Genomic DNA, 22,941 nt, shown 5'->3' with positions numbered 1-22,941 from the left:
ATGAAAGGATCAAGCGTGGCTCGGCGCTTCGACGTGCGCCGGTGCATGCGATACCAACGGACGCCCGGACAGCTTGCGCAGGGCGACATAGAACACCGGGGTCAGGAACAGGCCGAACAGGGTCACGCCGAGCATGCCGGCGAACACCGTGATGCCGGTGGCCGAGCGCACTTCCGCGCCGGCGCCGTGCGAGAACACCAGCGGCACAGTGCCGGCGATGAACGCGATCGAGGTCATCACGATCGGACGCAGACGCAGGCGGCAGGCCTGCAGCGCCGATTCCACGATGCCCTTGCCCTGCAGCTCCAGTTCGCGGGCGAACTCGACGATCAGGATCGCGTTCTTGCACGCCAGGCCCATCAGCACCACCAGGCCGACCTGCACGAACACGTTGTTGTCGCCGCCGGTCAGCCACACCCCGAACAGCGCCGACAGCAGCGTCATCGGCACGATCAGGATCACCGCCAGCGGCAGCGTCCAGCTTTCGTACAGCGCGGCGAGCACCAGGAACGCCAGCATCACCGCCAACGGGAACACCACCATCGCCGCGTTGCCCTGGCTCGCCTGCTGATAGCTCAGGTCGGTCCATTCGATTTCCATGCCGTTGGGCAGCACCTGCTTGGCGAGCTGGGTGATCTTGGCCATCGCTTCGGCCGAGGACAGCATGCGCGCATCCGCCTCGCCGGCCAGGTCGGCCGCCGGATAGCCGTTGTAGCGCAGCACAGGATCCGGACCGAAGCTCTGCTTGATCGTCACCATCGAGCCGATCGGCACCATTTCGCCGGCGGCGTTGCGGGTGCGCAACCGCGCGATGTCCTCCACGTTCTCGCGGAACGGCGCGTCGGCCTGGGCGATCACCTGCCAGGTGCGGCCGAACTGGTTGAAGTCGTTGACGTAGGCCGAGCCCAGGTAGGTCTGCAGCGTATCGAACAGGTCGGTCAGGGCCACGCCCTGCGCCTTGGCCTTGACCCGGTCGACCTCGGCGTCCAGCTGCGGCACGTTGGCCTGGTAGGTGCCGATCGGGAAGCTCATGCCCGGGGTCTGCGCCACTGCGCCCTGCATCGTGCTGACAGCATTCTGCAGCGCGCCGTAGCCCAGGTTGGCGCGGTCCTCGATGAACAGCTGGTAGCCGTTGCCGTTGCCCAGGCCGAGGATCGGCGGCGGCATGAACGCGAACGCCATGCCTTCGCCCAGCTGCGAGATGCGCTGGTTGATTTCGGCGTTGATCTCCAGCGCGCTGCGATGGCGCTTGGCGAACGGCTTCAAGGTCAGGAACACCACGCCGGTATTGGGCGTATTGGTGAACTGCAACGCGTTCAAACCGGGGAAGGAAATCGAGTGCTCGACGCCCTCGGTCTGCATGGCGATGGTGGTGACCTTGCGCAGCAACGCGTCGGTGCGTTCCAGCGAGGCGCCTTCGGGCAGCTTCACGCCGGCGATCAGGTACATCTTGTCCTGGGTCGGGATGAAGCCGGCCGGCACCGCCTTGAACATCACGCCGGTGACCGCCAGCAGGCCGAGATAGACCACGAACACCACGCCGCGCCGGCCGAGGATGCGCGACACGCTGCCCTGGTAGCGCTCGGAGCTGCGGTTGAAGAAACGGTTGAACGGACGGAACAGCCAGCCGCCGAACAGGCGGTCCATCAGCCGCGACGGGCCGTCCTTGGGCGCGTCGTGCGCGCGCAGCAGGCGTGCGGCCAGCGCCGGCGACAGGGTCAGCGAGTTGATTGCCGAGATCACCGTAGAAATGGCGATGGTCACCGCGAACTGCTTGTAGAACTGACCGGTCACGCCGGACAGGAACGCCATCGGCACGAACACCGCGCACAGCACCAGCGCGATCGCGATGATCGGTCCGGACACCTCGCGCATCGCCTGATGCGCCGCGGCCAGCGGGGCCAGCCCTTCCTCGATGTTGCGTTCCACGTTCTCCACCACCACGATCGCATCGTCCACGACGATGCCGATCGCCAGCACCAGGCCGAACAGGGTCAGCGTGTTGATCGAGAAACCCAGCACGTACAGCGCGGCGAACGTACCCACCACCGACACCGGGACCGCGATCAACGGAATGATCGAGGCGCGCCAGGTCTGCAGGAACAGGATCACCACCAGCACCACCAGCAGCACCGCTTCCAGCAAGGTGTGCACCACGGCGGTGATCGAGTCGCGCACGAAGATCGTGGTGTCGTAGACCGCCTCGTACTTGACGTCCTCCGGAAACTGCTTGGTGAGCTCGTCCATCTTGGCGATCACCTGGTCGCGGATCTGCAGCGCATTCGCGCCCGGCGCCTGGAAGATGCCGATGCCGACCGCGTTCTTGCCATCCAGCTGCGAGCGCAGGGTGTAGTCGCCGGCGCCCAGCTCCAGGCGCGCGACGTCGCCCAGGCGCACGGTTTCGCCGTCGGTGCCCACCTTGAGCACGATGTCGCTGAACTCCTGCTCGGTGCGCAGGCGGCCCTGGGCGTTGATCAGGGTCAGGAACTTGCTGTCGGGCATCGGCTCGGCGCCGAGCTGGCCGGCCGAGACCTGCACGTTCTGCTCGCGCATCGCCGCGACCACGTCGCCGGCGGTGAGCCCGCGCGCGGCCACCCGCTCCGGGTCCAGCCAGGCGCGCATCGCGTAATCGCCGCCGCCGAACACCTGCGCATCGCCGACGCCCTGGATCCGCGCCAGCGCATCCTTGACGTGCAGGCGCGCGTAGTTGCGCAGGTACAGGCTGTCGTACTTGCCCTTGGGCGAGGTCAGGTGCACCACCATCAGGAAGGTCGGCGACTGCTTCTGCGTGGTAACGCCCTGCCGGCGCACGTCCTCGGGCAGGCGCGCCTGCGCCTGTGCGACGCGGTTCTGCACCTTGACCGCAGCGTCGTCCGGGTCGGTGCCCGGGCGGAAAGTCACGGTCATCTGCAGCACGCCGTCGGAGCCGGCCACCGACTTGATGTACATCATGTTCTCGACGCCGTTGATCGCTTCCTCCAGCGGCGTGGACACGGTCTCGGCGATGACCTTGGGGTTGGCGCCCGGATACACCGTGCGCACCACCACCGAAGGCGGTACCACTTCGGGGTATTCGCCGATGGGCAGCATCGGGATCGCGATCAGTCCCGCGGCGAAGATGACGATCGACAGCACGGCCGCGAAGATCGGCCGGTCGATGAAGAATCTGGAAAAGTCCATGGGTGGTGGTCCTGGAAACTAGGGTGAAACGGATGGCCGAACAGGAATGCGGGCAAAGCGGCGGCCATGCCGGGCCACGACGGTGGCCCGGCCGGCAAGCACCGGCCGCCAGTGCGGCCGGTCTAGAACGCTGTGCGCGCCTCCGGCGTCAGTCGGAAGCGGCTCAGTCGAGTGCGACGGCCTTGCGTGCGGCGGCCGGCGAGGCCGTGGCCAGGGCCACGGGCTTGGCCTGCACCGGCATGCCCGGCATGAACACTTTCTGCACCCCGTCGACGATGACCCGGTCGCCGGGGTTGAGCCCGCCGAGCACGATGCGCAGGCCTTCGGCGCTGCGTCCCAGCTGCACGTCGCGACGCTGCGCCTTGCCGTCCTTGTCGACGACGTAGACGTACTTGCGGTCCTGGTCGGTCAACACCGACCTGTCGTCGATCAACAGCGCGTTGAAGCGGCCGCTGCCGAGCAGGCGCACGCGGGCGAACAGGCCCGGGGTGAAGCTGCGATCGGCGTTGTCGAGCACGGCGCGCACGCGGATGGTGCCGGTGGTGCGGGTGATCTGGTTATCCAGGAAATCGACCTTGCCGGCGTGCGGGAACCCGTCCTCGCCGACCAGGCCGACCTGCACCGGCAACTGCCCGTCGCGCTCGCTAGGCCGCTCGCCCTTGCGCGCCATCTGCGCATAGCGCAGGAAAGTGCCTTCGTCGGCATCGAAATACACATGCACCTTGTCCAGCGACACCAGCGTGGTCAGCACGCTGGCGCTGTCGCCGGCGCTGACCAGATTGCCGGCGGTGACCAGGGCGCGGCCGGCGTGGCCGTCGATCGGCGCGCGGACCTGGGTCCACTCCAGATTCAGGCGCGCGGTATCCACCGCGGCCTGTGCGGCGAGCACGTCGGCATCGGCCTGTTCGGCGGCGGCGTGGCGCTGCTCCCAGGTCTCGGTGGAGATCGCCTGCTGGTCGGACAGCTTCTTGGCGCGCGACGCCTCGCTGCCGCTGAGCTTGGCCTGGGTCCGCGCCCGCGCCAGTTCGGCGTTGGCGCGCGCCAGTTCGGCGCGGTAGCTGCGCGCGTCGATGGTGAACAGCACATCGCCCTTCTTCACCTCCTGCCCTTCGACGTAATTGACCTTGTCGATGTAGCCGGACACGCGCGGGCGCAGATCGACGTGTTCGACCGCCTCGACGCGGCCGCTGAACTCGTCCCACTGGCTGATTTCCTTCTGCAGCGCGGGCGCCACGCCGACTGCCGGCGGCGGCGGCGCGCCCTGCTGTTCGGCCTTGCCGCCGCAGGCGGCCAGGGCCGCGGCCAGCAGCGCGATCGCCAGCGGACGCAGGGCACGCGATGGGGAATGGAACGACATCGGAATCGGGTTCATGGAGAAACCTCGTGAGTGGAAGGGGAAAAATGCGGAGCGGTCATCAACGAGGTGCGTGGATGCGCGTAGTGGTGTTTGTCGATGTCGACGATGGCCTGGCCCGGCACGCCGGCGTCGGCGAGCAGCGCCACCGCGGCGCGGCCGACGCTGAGCGTGGTGAACCATTCCGGGCATTCGTCGGTGCCGGCTTCGCTGCGGCAGACCGGATGGGTCACCGACAGCAGCTGCACGCGCACGCCCAGCGGCTTGGCTTCTTCGTGCAGGACCTGGGCGAGCATGCGGATCGACGCCGCGGCCACCGAGCTCTCGCCATGCCCGGCCCAGGCGCGCAGCGCGCACGGGCTGCCGAGCAGGATGTAGCGGCCGCCGCGCTCGGCCTGCGCCAGCAGCGGCAGCAGATGCCGGGCGGCGGCCAGATGCGGCAGCAGGTCGGCTTCCATGCGCCGGCGCAGCGCGGTCACCGGCTGGTCCAGCAGGCGCCCGCAGCGCAAGGGGCTGCCGAGGCTGGCGACCACGCCGGCCAGCGGCCGCGGCCGCTGCGCCACGGCCGCGGCCAGCGCAGCGGCGGTGGCGTCGTTGGCGACCGAGCCCTGCAGCACGTCCAACGCCGGTTCGTCGCTGTAGCGATCGCGCAAGGCGCGCAGCCGGCCGCGCTCGCGCGCCACCGCCAGGACCGGACTGCCGGCTTCGAGCAGGGCGCGCACCACGCCCCGACCGATGTTGCCGGTGCCGCCGAGCACCAGCACCTCCGGGTCCAACGTCCCGCTCACGGGACTTTTACTCCCGCAAACGGGACAATCGCGATTCGACCGAGTCGGCCGTTGCCACGCTGGCCGAGCTGCATCGAACTGCCGGCCTGGCGGCGCGGCGGCGGGGTGAATTCACGGAATGCCTTGAGGTAACCGGTTTCCAGGGCGTCGATGGGCGTGCCGTCGAGCCGATTCGGGCGACGGACGCCGGCGAGAAACTGGAACAGAGTGCGCAACAGCATGAGCAAATGGCCCGGGTGGCGGCGAAGGCGTACAAATTAGGCGTCAAAGCCGCACTTGATTAGTCCGAATTAAGGGGAATAATCGTCCCGTCACCGGTCCAATCGCCTTCACCTCTCAGGAACCTCGCCATGACCCACGATCTGAACGACACCCTGATCTTCGTCAAGGTGGTCGAGCAAGGCAGCTTCATCGCCGCGGCCAACGCGCTCGGCCTGCCCAAGACCACCGTCAGCAGAAAGGTGCAGGATCTCGAGGCGCGCCTGGGCGCGCGTCTGCTGCACCGGACCACGCGCCGCCTCGGCCTGACCGAAGCCGGCGCGGTCTATCACGAGCATTGCCAGCGCATCGCGCGCGAACTGGAGGAAGCCGAAAGCGCGGTCGGGCAGCTGCAGGCCGGCCCGCGCGGCTGGCTGCGTTTCAGCGTGCCCTACTCCGCCGGCATCTCCTGGGTGGCGCCGATCCTGGGCGAATTCCACAAGCAGCATCCGGAAGTGCGCCTGGAAATGGTCATGACCAGCGACAAGGTCGACCCGATCGCCGAGGGCGTGGACGTGGCCCTGCACATGGGCGCGCTGCTGGATTCGACCATGGTCGCGCGCAAGCTGGCCACCTTCCGCACCCAGGTGTTCGCCAGCCCCAACTACATCGAGCGCCATGGCGAGCCGCTGCATCCGGACGATCTGCAACACCACCGCACGCTGGCGCTGAGCAATGGCCGCAACGGCAACAACCGGCTCAGCTGGCCGCTGCGCAACGGCAAGCAGAGCGGCGACTTCGCGATCCAGCCGATCCTGGTCGCCAACGACTCGGCCGCGCTGATCGGCGGGCTGGTCTGCGGCGAGGGCCTGGTGCTGGCCAGCGATGCGACGATCAAGCCGCTGATCGAAGCCGGCAAGGCACGCCGCGTGCTCGGCGGCTGGGTCGGCCCGGACCTGGATTTCAATGCGGTGTTTCCGGGCGGGCGCATGCTGTCGCCGAAGGTGCGCGCCTTCGTCGATTTCCTGGTCGACAAGCTCAACTTCGACGTCAACTACATGCTGGCGCAGTGCCCGGCCAAGCTGGCCACGCAACATGCCGACAGCGGCGCCGAGTTCACCCTGTGCAGCGGCGTGGCGATGAATACCCAGAGCATGGCGCTGCCGCAGTTGGCCGAGCTGCCGCTGCGGGAGCAGCCGGAGGAAACCGAGGCGCCATCGGAACTGGAGGAAGAAGTGCTGGTCTGAGCAGGCAGGCACGCAGCGACCGCGGTAGCTGGCTGCGGTCCTGAACATAGCGATCCGGGAACGACCTCGGGGCAGGCAGACGCGCAACTTGCGCACAACGAAAAACGGGCCGCATCAGCGGCCCGTTCGCATTTCCGGGTGAGCAGGCGCCGCTCAGGAGCGCAGCGGCACCACGCGGATCTCGACCCGGCGGTTCTGCGCGCGACCGGCCTCGGTGCTGTTGTCGGCGATGGGATACTTCTTGCCGGCGCCCAGCGTTTCGATGCGCTCGCGCTGCACGCCCTGCGCGGTCAGGTATGCGGCCACCGAGGCGGCACGCTGCTCGGACAGGCGCTGGTTGACCGCATCGCTGCCGATGCTGTCGGTGTGCCCGACCACTTCGATCATGGTCTGGTTGTATTCGCCCAGGGTCTTGGCCACGCCGTTGAGCGCCGAATAGAACTGCGGCTTCAGCGTGGACTGGTTGAAGTCGAAGGTGATGCCGTCGGGCAGGTTCAAGGTGATGTTGTCGCCGTCGCGGCGCACGTCGATGCCGGTGTTGGCGGTGCGCTCGCGCAGCGCGCGTTCCTGGCGGTCCTGGTAATTGCCGATCGCCGCGCCGCTGAGCGCGCCGATGCCGGCGCCGATCATCGCGTGCTGGCGGCGCTCGGTGGCGCTGCTGCCGCTGAGCAGGCCGGCGGCGACGCCGACCGCGGTGCCGATCAGCGCGCCACGGCCGGTGCGGTTGTTCTGCTGTTCGGTCGGATTGCCGTATTGGTCGCGCTGCACGTAGGAACCGCCGGTGGCGCAGGCGGACAACATCAGCGCGCTGGCCAGCGCCGCGGACATGCCTTGGATGACGGTGCGTTTCATCGGGCTCTCTCCCACATCTGGATTGAAGTGGGCGCAAGCATAAACAAGCGTCTGCGAGACGGGCATGAACGCCGGGCTGCTCGCGCTGCGCCCGAATGCGCCCTGTTCAGGAAACCGGAAGCAGCGCGTCCGCGTCCGCTGCGCGCAGCGGATGCTCCCAGTCGCCCATCAGCGCCAGGTACAGCAGCTTTTCGAACTCGGCGCCGATCCGGCGCATCACCGCATCCGGGTCGGGAATCAGCCGCGCATCGCCGATCAGGCCGAAGTGCACGCGATGGTTGTAGCTCATGATCGACACGCCGACCCCGATCGACCCGGTCTGCGGCACCCAGAACATCATCTCGCGCACGCGGCTGCCGGCCAGGTACAGCGGCTGCTGCGGCCCGGGCACGTTGGTCGCCACGGTGGTCGCCTTGCGGCTGAACAGGTCCAGCGCCAGCGACTGCAGCGCCGCCGGCGCCATGCCCACCGCGGCCAGCAGGCCGAACACCACCATCGCCTGCCGCGACTGCTTGAGCTGCTGCATCGATTCGGCCACGCGCTGCACGCGCCGCACCGGATTGGCCTCGCCCACCGGCAGATCCAGGAACACCAGCCCGAAATGGTTGCCGAGCTTGCGCGCGTGTTCCAACGGCCGCAGGTTGACCGGCACCGTGGCGCGCAGGGTGACGCCGTCCAGCTGTTCGCCGCGCTCGAGCATGTAGTCGCGCAGCGCACCGGCCATGGTCGCCATCAGCACGTCGTTGACCGTGCAATCGCAGGCGCGGCCGACCGCCTTCACTTCGTCCAGGTCCAGCGGCGCGGCCCAGGCCACCCGCTTGCTGACCCCCAGGCGCCCGCGCAGCAGGGTCGGCGGATCGTCGGACAGCAGCAGCGCGTTGGCCAGTTCGCGGCCGATCAGGCCGCCTTCCTTGGCCAGCATCTGCGCCAGGTTCGGGTCCTGGTACATCTCGCGGCCCTTGTCGAGCATGCGTCCGCCCAGTTTCAGGTAGCGGTCGATGGCCCCGACCCGGCGCACCACCTCCTTGCCGTCGTCCTTCAGCCAGGCGCGGCCCAGCTGCGCCGAGGGCTCCGGCACCCGCTGCAGGTCGGTCAGCGACAGCAGCACCTGCACCAGGGCGATGCCGTCGGCGTAGCTGTGGTGGATGCGCGCGACCAGCGCCGAACCGCCCTCGTAGCGTTCGATCAGGTGGAATTGCCACAGCGGCTTGGTTTTGTCCAAGGGCGTGGACGCCATCTGCCCAGCGAAGCGCTCCAGTGCCTTCTTGCCGCCGCGTCCGGGCAGCGCCGACAGGCGCACGTGCCAATCCAGATCGAAGTCGTCGTCGTGTTGCCAGTAGGCGCCGGTCGCGGTGTCCACCGGCTTTTGCTGAAAGCGCGGAAACGACAGGAAGCGCTTGCGCACCAATTGCTTGAACTGCGACAGCGACAGCGGCTCGTCGAACATCAGCACGCCGGTGATCATCATCGGATTGGTCGGCCGCTCCATCCGCAGCCAGGCGGTATCCACACGCGACATCGGTTCGCGCCGCGGCTTGCGGCGGGCGGTGCTGGTAGCCATGCATGCTCCTGTGCCTGGCCGGAGTGAATCATGGCGCGGCGAAGGGCGTCAATCGCGGCACCCCGCCCTGCGTCGCCGCGGGTCACGCCGCGGCGCGGCACGCGCGCATCGCGCTGCCGCTTCAGCCGCCGCTGGTCTGGCGGTAGGCGGCCAGCGCGGCATCGCGGCCGGCGGCCAGATCCACGATCGGCTGCCGCGGATAGTGCGGCGCGCTGGCGGCCAGGCGCTGCGGCGACAACCACGGCGCGAAACGCTCGGCCACCGGCAGCGCCGCCAGCTCCGGCACCCAGCGCGCGATGTAGCGGCCCTGCGGATCGAACTTCTGCGCCTGCGTCACTGGATTGAACACGCGGAAATACGGCGCGGCGTCGGCGCCGGTGCCCGCCACCCACTGCCAGCCGAGCGTGTTGTTGGCCAGGTCGGCGTCGACCAGCGTGTCCCAGAACCAGCGCGCGCCTTCGGACCAATGCACGCGCAGGTGCTTGCACAGGTAGCTGGCGACGATCATCCGCACCCGGTTGTGCATCCAGCCGGTGTGCCACAGCTCGCGCAGGCCGGCGTCGACGATCGGCACGCCGGTGCGGCCGCGCTGCCAGGCCTGCAGCTGCGCCGGCGCCGGCGTGGCCCAGCGGAACCGGGCGAAGCGCGGATTGAGGTTGTGTTCGGGCGTGGCCGGAAAATGGTGCAGCAGGTGGTGGGCGAAATCGCGCCAGCCGAGCTGGCGGATGTAGCCGTCGATCGCCGCGCCGGTGGCGGCGCTGCGCTGCTTTTCCAATTCGGCGACGATCCGCCACGGCGCGATCTCGCCGAAATGCAGGTGCGGCGACAGGCGCGAGGTGCCGACCTGGTCGGGGCGGTCGCGGCCCTGGACGTAGCCGCGCAGGGCGCCGTCGACGAACACCTCCAGCGCTTCGTGCGCGCCCGCCTCGCCCGGTTGCCACACGTCCCAGAAGCCGCGGTCCCAGCCAAGCGTCGGCGCCAGCCCGAGTCGTTCCAGCGGCAGGCCGTGCAACTCCGGCGGCGGTGGCGGCAGCGTCTTCGGTGCGGGCGCTGGCGCCGGCACCTGCCAATGGCCCAGCACGCTGCGCCAGAACGGCGTGAACACCTTGTACGGCCCGCCCTGCTGGGTCGCCAGCTGCCACGGTTCGAACAGCAGCGCGCCGTTGAAGCTGTGCACCTCCAGGCCCTGCTCGCGCAGTTCGCGCTTGAGCCGGGCGTCGCGCGGCTGCGTGGCCGGTTCGTAGCGGCGGTTCCAGTACACCGCGACCGCGCCGCAGTCGGCGATCAGGTCGCGCAGCACGGTCTCGGCCGGACCCTGGCGCAGGATCAGCCGCGATCCGCGCGCCTGCAGTTGCGCGTCGAGCGCGGCCAGCGAGCGCTGCAGCCAGCTCAGCGAGGCCGCGCCGGCGGCCCAGGCGCCTTCGTCGCCGGGGCTGTGCACATACACCGGCACCGGCGTGTGCCCGGCGGCCAGCGCCGCGTGCAACGCGGGGTGATCGTGCAGGCGCAGGTCGCGCCGGAACCAGACGATGGCGTAGCTCATGCGCAGGACGGGCCGGAAAAGGACGCGCAAGGATACGCGGGGCCGGCGCACAGCCGATGTGAGCGGATGGCGCCGGCTCGGCTGCCGGTCGGCGCGCTAGGCGGCGACCGGCGCGCCGGCGTGTTCCTGGTTGCCGTAGCTGACCAGCAGCGGCTCGACGATGGCGCCGGCCGCCTGCAGATTGCGCAAGGCCAGGATCGAGGTGAGGCTCAGCTCGCTGCCGTGCGCCAGCAGCATCATGCCGCGCTTGGACACCACGTCCTGCTCCAGGCGCCAGCCCGGCACCAGATCGCAGACCTTGGCCTTGCGGATGCCGCTGCGGGTCGTGAGCTGCAGGTCGGCGAGCGCATCGATCAGGCCGCGCGGCAGCGGCGGCTCGACCTTGCGCAGTTCCTGCACCGCGTGCGCCAACGGCAGCTTGCGCGCCAGCCCGCGCACCAGCAGCAGCGCGGCGCGCAGCAGCTGTGCGCCGCGGACCACGTCCGGCGACGCGTCGGCCGGCGGCGGCAACGCCTGGTAGCGCACGATCTCGGCCACTGCCTGCATGCGCGGGATCGCGGTCAGCAGCCGGTACGCGACCAGCGGATGGCCATCGATCAGTTTCTGCTCTTCCTCGGACAGTTCGTCGCCGGCGATCTCGCGCTGCACGATGTCGCCCGGCACGCTAACGCAGCCGATGTGGCTCAACGCCGCGGCCACTTCCACCATCCAGCGGTTGGGCCACGGCAGCTTGGCGGTGACGTGGGCGACGCAGGCCTGCAGTTGCGCCGAGCGTTGGAACGCCCACGGCGCGACCATCGACAGCACCTCGGTGAGCATGCGCGTGGTGCCGGCCAGCGTGGTTTCCAGCAGCTCGCGTTCCAGCAGCGTGGCGCGATGCAGCGCCACCGCCTGCTCCAGCGCGGCGACCAGTTCCTCGGTCGCGCACGGCTTGCACAGGAAGCGGAAGATCGCGCCCTGGTTGATCGCGGCGATCGCCGACGTCGCATCGGCCTGTCCGGTCAACAGCAGGCGCACGCTGTCCGGCGCGCGCGCGCGCGCCGCGGCCAGGAACGCGGCGCCGTCCATGCCCGGCATGCGCATGTCCGACACGATCGCCGCGAACGGCGGGCCGGCGGCGATCGCGGCCAGTCCGGCCTCGCCGCCGTTGGCGGTGACCACCTCGAACTGGCCGAACAGGTTGCGCTCCAGCGCCGCCAGCAGATTGGGTTCGTCGTCCACGCACAAGATGCGCGGCAGTTCCGGTTCGCTCATGTCGCCTCCTCCGCTTCGCGAATCTGCGCGCACGCCGCCTGCCACTGCGGCAGCCTGGCGGCCACGCCCATCGCCTGCAGGTACTCCAGGTCCGGCGCCAGGCCCTGGGCCAGCGCCACCGCCACGTGCACCACACCGACCGCATCGAACTGGCGATGCTCGACCCGGCGCGGCGTGCGGTGATGGGCGACCGCCTCGACGATCGCCCCGGGCAGGCCCCACACGCCGAGCAGGTAGGCGCCGATCTCCGCATGCGACGGAAAGCCGCGGCCGTGCGGATCGGCGTCGCGGCACAGCTGCGCGATGTCCGGCAGCAACGCGCCGACGTTGGCCAGCAGCGCCGCGGTCGTGACCACGTCCTCGGCGGCATGGCCCTTGCCGACCGCCGCCGCCAGCCGCGATGCGCGCACCGCGTCGGCGCGGATCGCGTCGGCCGAGGCGCCGGCGCCGCTATGGAACACCTCGCTGGCCAGCACCAGCGTGCGCAGCAGGCCGATGCCGATGCGGTTGACCGCTTCCCTGATCTCGGCCACCCGGTGGCCATTGCCGAAGAACGCGCAATTGGCCAGTTGCAGCACCTTGGCCGCCAGCGCCGGATCGCCTTCCACCACCGCGGCCACCTGGGCGACGCCGGTAGCGGGGTCGCCGAGCAGGCGGTTGAGCTGCGCGAACATGCGCGGCGCCGCCGGCAACCCGCCGATGCGACCGGCCACCGCCTGCACCGCCGGATCGTCCAGCAACACCTGCAGCGCCACCGCGCGGTCGATCGCCTCGATCAGCGCATCGCCCTCGCAGGGCTTGGCCAGGAACTGATGGGCCACGTCCAGCGAACGCAGCGCCGCTTCCTGTTCGGTATGCCCGGACAGGATGATGCGGATGGTGCGCGGGCAACGGTCGCGCACCCGGCGCAGCAGTTCGGCGCCGTCCATCAGCGGCATGCGCATGTCCGAGACCACCACGTCGGCCGGCTGCGCCTGCAGCGCCACCAGCGCCTCGGCGCCGCTGCCGGCGAAGGCCACGTCCCAATCGCGATCGGCCATGAACAGGGTGCGCTCGAGGCCGGCCAGCACCTGTTTTTCGTCGTCGACGAACAGCACGCGCATCGCTCAGCCCGCCACGGCGTTCAACGGCAGCCGCACCACGAAGGTGGTACCGCGCTGGTCCGGCGACGGGTCGAAGAAGATCCGTCCCTGGTGCTTTTCCACCACCGTGGAATAGGCGATCGCCAGCCCCTGGCCGGTGCCCTTGCCGACCGGCTTGGTGGTGAAGAACGGATCGAACACCTTGCTCCGGATCGCCTCGGGAATGCCCGGACCGTCGTCGCTGACGCACAGGTCCACGTGGCTGTCGCCGGCCCGGCGCAGCACGATGCGGATCCGGCCCTGCTCGCGCTCGCCCGGCACCAGCGTGTCGCCGATCGCATGCGCCGCGTTGACCACCAGGTTCAGCAGCACCTGGCCGATTTCGTCGCGCAGGCACGGCACCAGCGGCACGTCGGCGGCGAAATCGGTCTCGATCTCGGCCACGTACTTCCATTCGTTGCGGGCGACGGTGATGGTGGTGGCGACCAGCTCGCGCAGGTCCACCGGTTCCTTCTCGCCGGCCGACGGATGCGAGAAGGTCTTCATCGCACTGACGATCTTGGTGATGCGGTCCAGCCCTTCCAGCGACTGTTGCAGGGCCTCGGGCGTCTGCTTGCGCAGGTACTGGAACTTGGACGAGGTCACCTGCGCGTCGAGCGCGGCCACCAGCTCGGGCGCCACGCCCTGCGCGCGCGCCGCATCGACGATGGCGAAAGTCATGTCGAACACGCGGTCGAGGATCTGCTTGGCCTTGCACACGAAGGCGACGTTGTCGCGCACGTACTGCGCCGGGGTGTTGATCTCGTGGGCGATGCCGGCGGCGAGCTGGCCGATCGACTCCATCTTCTGCGCCTGCAGCAGCGCGACCTGGGCCTTGCCGAGGTCGGCCAGGGCATGCTCCAGTTCCTGCCGCTCGCGGCTCAGCTCCTGCGTCTTCAACGCCACCACCTTGCCCAGCGCGATGTTCTGCTGCAGCGTCGCCAGCGGCGAGGCCGCCGCATCGTCGCGCGCGGTGACCCGCTTCTTCAATACCGCGATCACCTTGTCGCGCGCGGCCAGTTGCCTGCGCAACTCGGCGATCACCGCCGTCTCGCCGCTCTCCAGCGGCGCGCCTGCGGCATGCGCCGGCATCGAGACCATCGCTGCATCTGCGGACATGCTCATCTCCCGATCGCCACGCCGGTGAAGGTCTGGTTGACGTGCAGGCCGTTGAACTGCTCGCCGTAGGTGGAAAACCCGAATACGCGCTGCCGCGCCATGAACGCGCCGACCTGCTGCTGCATCCGCGACTGACCGAACTCCAGGCGGCGCAGGATGCAGTCGCAGCCGATCACCAGCGCCGGGTCGGGGATCGTCTCGTGCACCTCGGCGAAGGCCTGTTGCAGCGTTTCCATCACGTCCACCGCCTGCCCGACCGCCACCACCATGCCCTCTTCCACCGCGCAGTAGCAGGTCATCGACAAATCCTCGTTGACCCGCAGGATCGAACGCACGTAGGGCTCGCCGCTCAGGGTCAGCAGCAGCGGATAGGTGGAAAACACCTTCGGTTCCAGCGCCTGCAGCGGCACGCCGATCGCCTGCGCGTAGGCCAGCGCGGCCGGTTCGCCGTTGATCTCGCGAATCAGGCGCCGCTCCGGATCGGCGTCGGTGACCACCAGCTCGATCTCGCTGGCGACGAAGTGCTGCAGCTTGAACACCACGAACGGATGCCGCGAATGGAACAGGGTCAGCACCGCCGCATCGGCCAGGAAGCGGCCGTCGTAATAGACCAGGGTGCGCTCGAAACGCAGGTTGTCGCCGGCCGAGCCGCCGAGCAGCGGCACGTTGCCGATCATCCGGTACAGCGCCGCCGCCAGGTATTCCTCGCAGGTGGACAGTCCGTCGACCAGCAGCAGCGAGAAGCACTGCCCGGCCTTGTCGGCCGTCGCCGCCTGCACCGTCTCGGCGACCACCGCGACCTGCGCCTGCAGGTCGCTCAGCGGCGCGATCAGCAGCGGCTGTGCCTGCAGCACGCCGCCACGCAGGCCGGCGACCAGGATGCCGTTGCTCTGGAAGCCGTACTCGCCGATCTGGCCGGCGGCGGTGCAGCCGATCACCGGACAGTCGAAGCCGGCCTTGATCGCCGGCCCCAGCGCGTCCAGGTCGTAGTCGGCATCGCAGAACAGCAGCAGCGCGTCCAGCGGCGCGGCGCCCAGTTGCGCACGCAGCGCGGCGATCGCGGCGACGGCATCGCGGTCGGCGGTTTCCGCGTGGGTGACGGTCAGCGGCATGGCGGGGAATCCGGGATGGGTTCTCCGCGGGTATCGACCAGCGCCGATGGAGGTTGAGCGCGATGACGGCGCTCTGTGACAGACGTATCGCTGCGCCCGGATGAATACGCGCGCTGGCGGGCGCGTCTACCGCACCGCAACAATCGCGCGACCGGCGTCGCGGTCGCGTGCCGCGCCTATTCGAAGGCGCCCACCGAGTCGTGCGCCAGATTGTCGAAGCGGGTGTATTCGCCGAAGAACTTGAGCTTGCACGACCCGGTCGGGCCGCCGCGATGCTTGCCGATGATGATCTCGGCCAGGCCCTTGTCCGGCGAATTTTCCTTGTTGTAGTAATCGTCGCGGTAGATGAACACGATCATGTCCGCGTCCTGCTCGATCGCGCCGGATTCGCGCAGGTCGGCCATCACCGGACGTTTGTCGGTCCGCGTTTCCAGCGAGCGGTTGAGCTGCGACAGCGCGATCACCGGCACGCCCAGTTCCTTGGCCAGGCCCTTGAGCGAGCGCGAGATCTCGGAGATCTCGGTGGCGCGGTTCTCGCTGTTGCCCGGTACCGACATCAGCTGCAAATAGTCGATGACGATCAGGCCCAGGTCGTGCTCGCGCTTGAGCCGGCGCGCCTTGGAGCGCAGGATCTCCGGCGACACGCCGGGCGTGTCGTCGATGAAGATCTTGGTTTCCTTCAGCATCTTGATCGCGCCGGTGACCCGTGCCCAGTCCTCGTCCTCGAGCTGGCCGGTACGCAGGCGCTGCGCATTGATACGGCCGTTGGAGGAGATCAGGCGCATCGCCAGCTGCGACGCCGACATTTCCATCGAGAACACCGCCACCGCCTTCTTCGACTTGATCGCCGCGTACTCGGCGATGTTCAGCGCGAAGGTGGTCTTGCCCATCGCCGGACGCGCGGCGAGGATGATCAGGTCGGTCGGCTGCAGGCCGGCGGTCATCGCGTCGAAGTCGCTGTAGCCGGTGGGCAGGCCGGTGATGTTGCCGCCGTTCTCGAAGCGGCTGCGCAATTCCTCGAACGCGTCCTTCAACGCGCCGGGCATCGCCACGAAGTCGCTGCGCCCGCGCGCGCCGGCCTCGGCGATCTTGAACACCGCCTTCTCGGCGCTGGCCAGCAGCTCCGCGCTCTCGCGCCCCTCCGGCTGGAAGCCGTCGTTGACGATGGTGGTGCCGACCTCGATCAGCTGCCGCAGCACCGCCTTGTCGCGCACGATCTCGGCATAGGCGGCGATGTTGGCCGCCGACGGCGTGGTGCTGGCCAGTTCGATCAGGTAGGCGCCGTCGCCGACCATCTCCAGCTTGCCCTGCGACTCGAACCACTCGCCCAGGGTCACCGCGTCGAACGGGCGGCCCTTCTCGGCCAGCTCGCGGATCGCGCGGTAGATCAGCTGGTGGTCGCGCCGGTAGAAATCGTTGTCGGTGAGCTGGTCGTTGACCCGGTCGTAGGCATCGGGCGCCAGCATCAGGCCGCCGAGCACGGCCTGCTCGGCCTCGATCGAATGCGGCGGCACACGCAACTGATCGATGCGCGGCTCGCTGCGTTCGCCACGCTCGCTTTTGCGATCGCCGCGGTAGCCGGGACGGGCGGACATGGGCTGATTCTTCTCTGGTGGGGGCACGGTCGGCGGGCGCGCCGATGGCGCGACCCGGCCGACCATCTTAGTCAGCGGGGTGCGGCGGGGCTAGGGACAAGTCTGTGGACAACCCGTTGAGAACTGCGCACGGACCGCGCCGCACAAGGCGATCGCCGGCACCGCCAGCATCGCCGCCACGCGTCGCACCGGCTGCGATCCTGCCAGCTCAAGCCTGCAGTTCGTCGACCCAGGCGATGAACTTGTCGACGAAGCCCTGCAGGAACTTGCGCGTGTCGGCGTTGCCGATGCTGCCGTCGGCCTCGATCAAGCCATCCGTGAACTGCATGAACACCTCCGGCTGGCCCAGCACCGGCATGTCCAGGTAGGCCAGTACGTTGCGCAGGTGCTGCTGCGCCAGCGCGGTGCCGAGCGTACCGGGCGAGATGCCGCACACCGCCGCCGGCTTGCCGGCGAAGGCGCTGTCGCCGTAGGGCCGCGAGCCCAGATCGATCGCGTTCTTGAGCACGCCGGGGATCGAGCGGTTGTACTCGGGGGTGACGAACAGCACCGCGTCGGCATTGCTGACCTGCGCCTTCAGCCGCTTGCCCTGCTCCGGGTAGTCCTGGTCCTGGTCCTGGTCGTACAGCGGCAGGTCGCCAATCTCCACGTACTCGAAGCGGGCGCGGTCGCCGGCCAGTTTCTCCAGCGCCAGCGCCAGGCGCCGGTTGTAAGACTCCTTGCGCAGACTGCCGACGAAGACGGCGATGCGGTACTGGCTCATGGCGGACTCCTGACGATTTGGAGCCTGCAGCCTAGCCGCCGGCGCGGGGCGGCCAGGTGAATACGACCGAGGCCAACGCCGCCGGGCCGCTCAGCGCCGCACCTGCCAGTCCACGCGCGACTGCCCCCACACCTCCACCTCGTGCGCCTGCAGCGGCTCGGGCAGGCGATCCTGGCGCAGGTAGCGCGCGCCCAGCTTGGCCGCCACCGCCTTGGAATTGGCATTGTCGGCGGCGATGGTGTGGATCACCTCGGTCCAGCCCAGATGAGCGAACGCCCAGTCGATCGACGCGCGTGCCGCTTCCGGCGCATAGCCCTGGCCCCAGTACGGGCGCGCGATCCCCCAGCCCACCTCGGTCCCCGGCCAGCCATGCGGCTGCCACGGTCCGATCCGGCCGATCCACTGCCCGCTGCGCTTCTCGATCACCGAGAACATCGAAAACCCTTGCAACTGCCAGCTGCCGACCAGCGCCGCCAGCGCGCGCCAGGCCACCGGCGGCGATTGCACGCCGCCCAGATGGCGCATCGTCTCGGCATCGCCGGTGAAACGGCAGAAGTCCGCGAAATCCGCCGCGCTCGGCGGGCGCAGCAGCAGCCTCTCGGTTTCCAGTCGCAGGTCGAAAATGCTCATGCCCTCGCCTCCTCGTGCCCGTGGGTCGCGCCGGCGGCCACGCCAGCGGCGCGCACCGGTTCAGAACGCATTGATGCCGGTCAGCTCGCGGCCGACCACCAGTTGGTGCACGGTCTCGGTGCCTTCGTAGGTGATCACCGATTCCAGGTTCAAGGCATGGCGGATGGCGCCGTATTCGGTGGTGATGCCGGCGGCGCCGAGCAGGTCGCGGCACTCGCGGGCGATGTCCAGCGCCATGCGCACGTTGTTCCACTTCGCCAGCGACACCTGCGCCGGCTGCAGCGTGCCGGCGTCCTTGAGCCGGCCCAACTGCAGCGCCAACAGCTGCGCGGCAGCGATGCGCCGGGCCATGTCGGCCAGCTTGATCTGCGCGCCCTGCGTGGCCGCCAGCGGGCGGCCGAACAGGACGCGTTCGCCGGCATAGGCCAGCGCCTCGCGCAGGCAGGCGATCGCCGCGCCGATCGCGCCCCAGCTGATGCCGTAGCGGGCCTGGGTCAGGCAGCCCAGCGGGCCCTTCAGCCCACGCACGCCAGGCAGGCGCTGGCTGTCGGGCAGGCGCACATCGTCGAAAAACAGCGCCGAGGTCACCGAGGCGCGCAGGCTCATCTTGTGCGCGATGTCCTGCGTGGCGAAGCCCGGCGTGCCAGCTTCGACCAGGAATCCCTGCACGCCGTCCTCGGTCTGCGCCCACACGATCGCCACGTCGGCCAGGCCGCCGTTGGTGATCCACATCTTGCTGCCGCTCAGGCGCCAGCCATCGCCCTCGCGCACCGCGCGGGTCTGCATCGCGGCAGGATCGGAACCGCCCTGCGCCTCGGTCAGGCCGAAGCAGCCGATCGCGCTGCCGGCGGCCATCGGCGGCAACCAGCGCTGCCGCTGCGCCTGACTGCCGTAGGCGTGGATCGGATACATGCACAGCGAGGACTGCACGCTGACGAAGCTGCGCAACCCGCTGTCGCCGCGTTCCAGTTCCTGGCAGATCAGGCCGTAGCAGACCGCATTGAGTCCGGCGCCGCCGTCGGCGGGCGGCAGCGTGGCGCCGAGCAGGCCCAGCTGCGCCAGTTCCGGCACCAGTTCGGCGGGAAACCGCGCCTGGTCGAACGCATCGCCGATGATCGGCAACACCTTGGCATCGACGAAGCGCGCCACCGCCTGCTGGATCGCGCGCTCCTCCTCGCTGAGCAGCGAGGCCACATCGAACAGATCGTCGCAAGGCAACGGCATGGCGGAACTCGGCAGGCGAAAGCCGCATTGTATCGGCGCACCCGCGCTTCGGAAAAAGAAAAGGCCGGCACCTGGCCGGCCCTTTCCTCCTGCGGTTGCGCGTGGCTCAGCGCTGGCTGATCACGTCGCCGGCCGAGGCGGTCTGGGTGACCAGGCGCCCGTCCAGTACCGGCAGGCGGTCGCTGCTGGGCTTGTCGTCCATGCGCACGGTCTTCTCTTGGCCGTCGTAGCGGTAGGTGACCTCGTAGCCCTTGACCACGTCGTCCTGGCCCAGGGCGATGCGGCTGCCCGGCTTGCTGTCGGTGCGCATGGTGCCGGTGCTGCCGTCGTCGTTGCGATAGGTCACGTTGTAGCCGGTGATGCGCGAGGACTCGGCGGTGCTGTTCTCGGTATGGCACTGGCGCTCGGTGCGATCGACCACGCGGCCGCCGACGTGGTTGCGGTCCACCTGGTTGCCGATGAAGCCGCCGGCCACTGCGCCGGCCGCGGTCGCCGCCTTGCGGCCGTTGCCATGGCCGACCTGGTTGCCGAGCAAGCCGCCGACCACCGCGCCGACCACCGTGCCGCCGACGTTGCCGTCGCGCTCGGGCAGGCGTTCCTGCACCACCACGTCGTTGCAGACCTGGCGAGGCGTGGTGGTGGTGGAGGTCTCGCGCAGCGGCTCGGTGCCGATGACTTCGGCGTAGCGCTGTTCCTTCTGGGTGATCGGATCGACCCGCACCACATCGGCGTATTCCAGCTTGCCGCCGACGCCGTTGCTGGCGACCGCGTCGCCGGCCGCGCTGTCCGCGGCCGGGCGCACGTCGCCGCTGCCGGCGAACTCCTGCTTGTCGCGGTTGTTCATGAAGGCCGCGGTGGCCACGCCGCCGACCAGCAATGCGCCAGCCGCGACCAGAATGGTTGTCGTATTGCTCTTCATCGTGTTCTCTCCTGCGGTCCGGCCGCGTTGTCTACGGTGCTGTGATTACCATGCCGAAGCTGAACCAATCCGCTCCCTATTCAGCGAAAATCCGCAGCGCGGTCTGGTGCGGTGCGCGGAAAGTCGCCATATCAAGCGTGTTAGCGTTTTCATCACCCTGCCGGAGGATCGTCCATGCCTAATCCGATCGTGCTGCCACTGCTGCGCTGGGCCGGCAAATTGCGCTATCCCACGCTGTTCAAACTGACCGCCGGCCTGTTCGTGCTGAGCGTGCTGCTGCCCGACCCGCTGCCCTTCATCGACGAGCTCGTGTTCGGCCTGGGCACCTTGTTGCTGGCGAACTGGAAGACCCGCGCACCGGCGCCAGCCGAACCGGAGCCGATCGCCTCCAGCGCGCGTCGCATGCGCCGCTGACCGCCGATGCGCCTGATCGACAGCCATTGCCATCTCGACGCCGCCGAATTCGACGGCGACCGCGCTGCGGTGATTGCACGTGCGCAGGCCGCCGGCATCGCCGCGCAGGTGCTGCCGGCGGTGACGGCGGCGGCGTGGCCGAAGCTGCGCGAGGTCTGCACGATGGCCGACGGCCTGTATCCGGCCTACGGCCTGCATCCGCTGTTCCTGGATGCGCATCGCCCCGAGCATCTGCCGCTGCTCGGCGAGTGGATCGCACGCGAGCGGCCCTGCGCAATCGGCGAATGCGGATTGGACTTCTTCGTCGAAGGGCTGGACGAGGCGGAGCAGCAGCGATATTTCGTCGGCCAACTGCAGCTGGCGCGCGAGTTCGACCTGCCGGTGATTGTGCACGCGCGGCGTGCGGTGGATGCGGTGATCCTGGCGATCCGCAAGGTCGGGCGCCTGCGCGGCGTGGTGCACAGCTTCGCCGGCAGCCCGGAACAGGCGCGGCAACTGCAGTCGCTGGATTTCCTGATCGGCCTGGGCGGTCCGGTCACCTACGAACGCGCGCAGCGGCTGCGCCGGCTCGCCGCCGAACTGCCGCTGCAGCAGTTGCTGCTGGAAACCGACGCACCGGACCAGCCGGACGCCTCCATCCGCGGCCAGCGCAACGAGCCGGCGCGGCTGCGCACCGTGCTGGAGACCATCGCCGCGCTGCGCGGGCAACCCGCCGCAGAGATCGCCGAACAGACCACGCGCAATGCGCAGCAACTGTTCGGCCTGGATGCGCGTGCCGAGCCGGCGTGACGGCTCGGAAATGCAGCGGCCTGCAAGGAAACAGACATGGAGTCCACAGCGAAAGCACAGTGCCGGGTCTGCAAGGAGCGCTTCGATCTGGACGCGCAACAGCGTGCGTTCGTCATGCCGCTACTGGCGAAGGGCCAGCGTTTCATCATGATCGAATGCCCGTGCAGCGGCGCGTCCAGCAATACGTCACGATGGTCGCTGTCACCAAGCCGCACGACCACAAGCCACCTATCGCTGCCCGCTTCCACGCTGCGCGGGACGGGTCGATTGGATCGATACCGAGTCGCCGCCATTCTGGGGCCGCGGCGAGTGCGGCAGCGTCCGGCATGAGGAGCGCGATCTCCAGAAGCGAATTTCGGACATCGTCGCTCGCCACCCGTATCGGGCTGACAGCGACGAGAGAATCGAGGGCAAATGGCTGCCCGCTGGACCGGCTGTAGAATCGGCGGACTACGAAGAACGCATCGGCAAGGAGCCGTGACGCATGGAGGACCTGGCGGACGCAAATCCCGCGCTGGCGAAAGACATCATGGGCATCATGGAGTCGGGCAATGCGCTGGACGAGCGCGGCGACAAGGACGCCGCCCGATCGGCATACCACCGCGCCTGGGACCTGCTGCCCGAGCCGAAGCTGGAATGGCCGCCGTTGTCGGCGTGGATCACCGCCTCCTTCTACAACCTGCATTTCGACAACGCCGACTTCGCCGCCGCCAAACAATGGGCGCAGAAGTCGCTACAGGCCCGTGAATCGGGGAGCGATACCGGCCCCTTGATCGACCTGGGAATGGCGCACTTCGAGCTGGAAGAATATGCACAGGCCCGCACGTACTTCGATGAAGCCTACCGTTGCGGCAAGGCGAGAGCCTTCCAGGGAAGGCCAAGGAAATACCTCGCGTTCTGCATGAAAAAGAACGACTGAAAGCGCGCATCCATGTCAGCGGAATTCAAGCTGCTTTTCCAGGACGACAACTGGCGCGCCGCCAATTTGGACGCGATGCGGCAGCAGATCGCCGGCCTGGAGACGTTTTCCGGGTGTCGCGACGACATCGAGTTTCGATTGATCGGCACGGAACCCAGACATCCGCAAAGCTGGAGCCACGACGTGCGGCTGTTTCTGGAAAAGGATCACATCTTCCTGGAAATCACCGCCCATCCGCCCAGCATTGAAGCCGATCTGTCCGCTCTCCTCGCCTGGATCAGGGCGCGTACCGACATCTCCATCGTCGACGACGACGATGTCCCATCAGGCTGGTAACAGCGAACCGGTCGCCGGGCCCC

At 68.8% G+C, this 22,941-nt stretch carries 22 protein-coding genes; 6 read left to right on the top strand and 16 right to left on the bottom strand.

Annotated features, from left to right (window positions below; translation table 11 throughout):
- Positions 1–9 precede the first annotated feature (9 nt).
- From AB3X08_RS09785 to AB3X08_RS09770, 4 genes are all read right to left on the bottom strand, one after another.
- Positions 10–3,180, bottom strand: a complete 3,171-nt coding sequence (locus AB3X08_RS09785; RefSeq protein WP_369937937.1) for an efflux RND transporter permease subunit — start codon at positions 3,178–3,180, stop codon at positions 10–12.
- 163 nt (positions 3,181–3,343) lie between these two features.
- Positions 3,344–4,537 carry an efflux RND transporter periplasmic adaptor subunit gene (locus AB3X08_RS09780; protein ID WP_369938503.1) on the bottom strand — a complete coding sequence of 398 codons (1,194 nt, stop codon included), beginning with the start codon at positions 4,535–4,537 and terminating at the stop codon, positions 3,344–3,346.
- An 11-nt stretch (positions 4,538–4,548) separates the two neighbouring features.
- The gene (locus AB3X08_RS09775; protein ID WP_369937936.1) at positions 4,549–5,322 is read right to left on the bottom strand and encodes an SDR family NAD(P)-dependent oxidoreductase; all 774 of its coding nucleotides are present in this window, start codon (positions 5,320–5,322) and stop codon (positions 4,549–4,551) included.
- The gene (locus tag AB3X08_RS09770) at positions 5,319–5,543 is read right to left on the bottom strand and encodes a hypothetical protein (RefSeq protein ID WP_369937935.1); all 225 of its coding nucleotides are present in this window, start codon (positions 5,541–5,543) and stop codon (positions 5,319–5,321) included. The genes AB3X08_RS09775 and AB3X08_RS09770 overlap by 4 nt, the downstream gene beginning before the upstream one ends.
- 129 nt (positions 5,544–5,672) lie before the next feature.
- Between AB3X08_RS09770 and AB3X08_RS09765 the strand changes: the two genes are divergently transcribed.
- Complete coding sequence (locus AB3X08_RS09765) at positions 5,673–6,767, top strand: LysR family transcriptional regulator (RefSeq protein WP_369937934.1); 1,095 nt, start codon at positions 5,673–5,675, stop codon at positions 6,765–6,767.
- A 153-nt stretch (positions 6,768–6,920) separates the two neighbouring features.
- On the opposite strand, the gene AB3X08_RS09760 is transcribed toward AB3X08_RS09765, so the two are convergent.
- From AB3X08_RS09760 to AB3X08_RS09705, 12 genes are all read right to left on the bottom strand, one after another.
- Positions 6,921–7,619 (bottom strand): OmpA family protein, encoded by a 699-nt coding sequence (locus AB3X08_RS09760; protein ID WP_369937932.1) that lies wholly within the window; start codon positions 7,617–7,619, stop codon positions 6,921–6,923.
- 106 nt (positions 7,620–7,725) lie between these two features.
- A complete protein-coding gene (locus AB3X08_RS09755) occupies positions 7,726–9,180 on the bottom strand; it encodes a WS/DGAT/MGAT family O-acyltransferase (RefSeq protein WP_369937931.1) in 1,455 nt (484 codons plus the stop codon).
- Positions 9,181–9,301: 121 nt separating this feature from the next.
- The gene (locus AB3X08_RS09750) at positions 9,302–10,723 is read right to left on the bottom strand and encodes a cryptochrome/photolyase family protein (RefSeq protein WP_369937930.1); all 1,422 of its coding nucleotides are present in this window, start codon (positions 10,721–10,723) and stop codon (positions 9,302–9,304) included.
- A gap of 96 nt (positions 10,724–10,819) precedes the next feature.
- Positions 10,820–11,977, bottom strand: a complete 1,158-nt coding sequence (locus AB3X08_RS09745; RefSeq protein WP_369937928.1) for an HD domain-containing phosphohydrolase — start codon at positions 11,975–11,977, stop codon at positions 10,820–10,822.
- Positions 11,974–13,080: an HDOD domain-containing protein gene (locus AB3X08_RS09740; protein WP_369937926.1), complete on the bottom strand. Its 1,107-nt coding sequence runs from the start codon at positions 13,078–13,080 to the stop codon at positions 11,974–11,976. The genes AB3X08_RS09745 and AB3X08_RS09740 overlap by 4 nt, the downstream gene beginning before the upstream one ends.
- 3 nt (positions 13,081–13,083) lie before the next feature.
- The gene (locus tag AB3X08_RS09735; RefSeq protein WP_369937925.1) at positions 13,084–14,217 is read right to left on the bottom strand and encodes a sensor histidine kinase; all 1,134 of its coding nucleotides are present in this window, start codon (positions 14,215–14,217) and stop codon (positions 13,084–13,086) included.
- Between the two features lie 2 nt (positions 14,218–14,219).
- Complete coding sequence (locus AB3X08_RS09730) at positions 14,220–15,329, bottom strand: FIST N-terminal domain-containing protein (RefSeq protein ID WP_369937923.1); 1,110 nt, start codon at positions 15,327–15,329, stop codon at positions 14,220–14,222.
- Positions 15,330–15,505: 176 nt separating this feature from the next.
- Positions 15,506–16,924, bottom strand: coding sequence for a replicative DNA helicase (locus AB3X08_RS09725; protein WP_184410200.1), 1,419 nt, complete (start codon positions 16,922–16,924; stop codon positions 15,506–15,508).
- Positions 16,925–17,132: 208 nt separating this feature from the next.
- Positions 17,133–17,687, bottom strand: a complete 555-nt coding sequence (locus tag AB3X08_RS09720; protein ID WP_369937921.1) for an NADPH-dependent FMN reductase — start codon at positions 17,685–17,687, stop codon at positions 17,133–17,135.
- 90 nt (positions 17,688–17,777) lie between these two features.
- Complete coding sequence (locus tag AB3X08_RS09715) at positions 17,778–18,317, bottom strand: GNAT family N-acetyltransferase (protein WP_369937919.1); 540 nt, start codon at positions 18,315–18,317, stop codon at positions 17,778–17,780.
- A 60-nt stretch (positions 18,318–18,377) separates the two neighbouring features.
- Complete coding sequence (locus AB3X08_RS09710; RefSeq protein WP_369937917.1) at positions 18,378–19,541, bottom strand: acyl-CoA dehydrogenase family protein; 1,164 nt, start codon at positions 19,539–19,541, stop codon at positions 18,378–18,380.
- A 106-nt stretch (positions 19,542–19,647) separates the two neighbouring features.
- Positions 19,648–20,460 carry a glycine zipper 2TM domain-containing protein gene (locus AB3X08_RS09705; RefSeq protein ID WP_369937915.1) on the bottom strand — a complete coding sequence of 271 codons (813 nt, stop codon included), beginning with the start codon at positions 20,458–20,460 and terminating at the stop codon, positions 19,648–19,650.
- 174 nt (positions 20,461–20,634) lie between these two features.
- Here AB3X08_RS09705 and AB3X08_RS09700 point away from each other — a divergent pair, with 174 nt between their 5' ends.
- The 5 genes from AB3X08_RS09700 to AB3X08_RS09680 all read left to right on the top strand — a co-directional run bounded on the left by AB3X08_RS09700 (position 20,635) and on the right by AB3X08_RS09680 (position 22,918).
- Positions 20,635–20,874 carry a DUF6116 family protein gene (locus AB3X08_RS09700; protein ID WP_184410205.1) on the top strand — a complete coding sequence of 80 codons (240 nt, stop codon included), beginning with the start codon at positions 20,635–20,637 and terminating at the stop codon, positions 20,872–20,874.
- A 6-nt stretch (positions 20,875–20,880) separates the two neighbouring features.
- Positions 20,881–21,663: a TatD family hydrolase gene (locus AB3X08_RS09695; RefSeq protein ID WP_369937913.1), complete on the top strand. Its 783-nt coding sequence runs from the start codon at positions 20,881–20,883 to the stop codon at positions 21,661–21,663.
- A gap of 36 nt (positions 21,664–21,699) precedes the next feature.
- The gene (locus tag AB3X08_RS09690; RefSeq protein WP_369937912.1) at positions 21,700–21,993 is read left to right on the top strand and encodes a hypothetical protein; all 294 of its coding nucleotides are present in this window, start codon (positions 21,700–21,702) and stop codon (positions 21,991–21,993) included.
- Between the two features lie 154 nt (positions 21,994–22,147).
- On the top strand, positions 22,148–22,582 hold the full coding sequence (locus tag AB3X08_RS09685) for a tetratricopeptide repeat protein (protein ID WP_369937910.1): 435 nt from the start codon (positions 22,148–22,150) through the stop codon (positions 22,580–22,582).
- Between the two features lie 12 nt (positions 22,583–22,594).
- Positions 22,595–22,918: a hypothetical protein gene (locus tag AB3X08_RS09680; RefSeq protein WP_369937908.1), complete on the top strand. Its 324-nt coding sequence runs from the start codon at positions 22,595–22,597 to the stop codon at positions 22,916–22,918.
- Positions 22,919–22,941: the final 23 nt, after the last annotated feature.

The organism is Xanthomonas sp. DAR 34887, assembly GCF_041245805.1.
GTDB lineage: Bacteria > Pseudomonadota > Gammaproteobacteria > Xanthomonadales > Xanthomonadaceae > Xanthomonas_A > Xanthomonas_A tesorieronis.
Note: the sequence above shows the minus strand (reverse complement) of the source record. Positions and strands in the feature narration are given on the sequence as shown.

Excerpts from the sequence above, each read along its gene's own strand:
- AB3X08_RS09785 (WP_369937937.1), bottom strand. The coding sequence starts at position 3,180 with ATGGACTTTTCCAGATTCTTCATCGACCGGCCGATCTTCGCGGCCGTG.
- AB3X08_RS09780 (WP_369938503.1), bottom strand. The coding sequence starts at position 4,537 with ATGTCGTTCCATTCCCCATCGCGTGCCCTGCGTCCGCTGGCGATCGCG.
- AB3X08_RS09770 (WP_369937935.1), bottom strand. The coding sequence starts at position 5,543 with ATGCTGTTGCGCACTCTGTTCCAGTTTCTCGCCGGCGTCCGTCGCCCG.
- AB3X08_RS09765 (WP_369937934.1), top strand. The coding sequence starts at position 5,673 with ATGACCCACGATCTGAACGACACCCTGATCTTCGTCAAGGTGGTCGAG.
- AB3X08_RS09760 (WP_369937932.1), bottom strand. The coding sequence starts at position 7,619 with ATGAAACGCACCGTCATCCAAGGCATGTCCGCGGCGCTGGCCAGCGCG.
- AB3X08_RS09755 (WP_369937931.1), bottom strand. The coding sequence starts at position 9,180 with ATGGCTACCAGCACCGCCCGCCGCAAGCCGCGGCGCGAACCGATGTCG.
- AB3X08_RS09750 (WP_369937930.1), bottom strand. The coding sequence starts at position 10,723 with ATGAGCTACGCCATCGTCTGGTTCCGGCGCGACCTGCGCCTGCACGAT.
- AB3X08_RS09745 (WP_369937928.1), bottom strand. The coding sequence starts at position 11,977 with ATGAGCGAACCGGAACTGCCGCGCATCTTGTGCGTGGACGACGAACCC.
- AB3X08_RS09740 (WP_369937926.1), bottom strand. The coding sequence starts at position 13,080 with ATGCGCGTGCTGTTCGTCGACGACGAAAAACAGGTGCTGGCCGGCCTC.
- AB3X08_RS09735 (WP_369937925.1), bottom strand. The coding sequence starts at position 14,217 with ATGTCCGCAGATGCAGCGATGGTCTCGATGCCGGCGCATGCCGCAGGC.
- AB3X08_RS09730 (WP_369937923.1), bottom strand. The coding sequence starts at position 15,329 with ATGCCGCTGACCGTCACCCACGCGGAAACCGCCGACCGCGATGCCGTC.
- AB3X08_RS09725 (WP_184410200.1), bottom strand. The coding sequence starts at position 16,924 with ATGTCCGCCCGTCCCGGCTACCGCGGCGATCGCAAAAGCGAGCGTGGC.
- AB3X08_RS09720 (WP_369937921.1), bottom strand. The coding sequence starts at position 17,687 with ATGAGCCAGTACCGCATCGCCGTCTTCGTCGGCAGTCTGCGCAAGGAG.
- AB3X08_RS09715 (WP_369937919.1), bottom strand. The coding sequence starts at position 18,317 with ATGAGCATTTTCGACCTGCGACTGGAAACCGAGAGGCTGCTGCTGCGC.
- AB3X08_RS09710 (WP_369937917.1), bottom strand. The coding sequence starts at position 19,541 with ATGCCGTTGCCTTGCGACGATCTGTTCGATGTGGCCTCGCTGCTCAGC.
- AB3X08_RS09705 (WP_369937915.1), bottom strand. The coding sequence starts at position 20,460 with ATGAAGAGCAATACGACAACCATTCTGGTCGCGGCTGGCGCATTGCTG.
- AB3X08_RS09700 (WP_184410205.1), top strand. The coding sequence starts at position 20,635 with ATGCCTAATCCGATCGTGCTGCCACTGCTGCGCTGGGCCGGCAAATTG.
- AB3X08_RS09695 (WP_369937913.1), top strand. The coding sequence starts at position 20,881 with ATGCGCCTGATCGACAGCCATTGCCATCTCGACGCCGCCGAATTCGAC.
- AB3X08_RS09690 (WP_369937912.1), top strand. The coding sequence starts at position 21,700 with ATGGAGTCCACAGCGAAAGCACAGTGCCGGGTCTGCAAGGAGCGCTTC.
- AB3X08_RS09685 (WP_369937910.1), top strand. The coding sequence starts at position 22,148 with ATGGAGGACCTGGCGGACGCAAATCCCGCGCTGGCGAAAGACATCATG.
- AB3X08_RS09680 (WP_369937908.1), top strand. The coding sequence starts at position 22,595 with ATGTCAGCGGAATTCAAGCTGCTTTTCCAGGACGACAACTGGCGCGCC.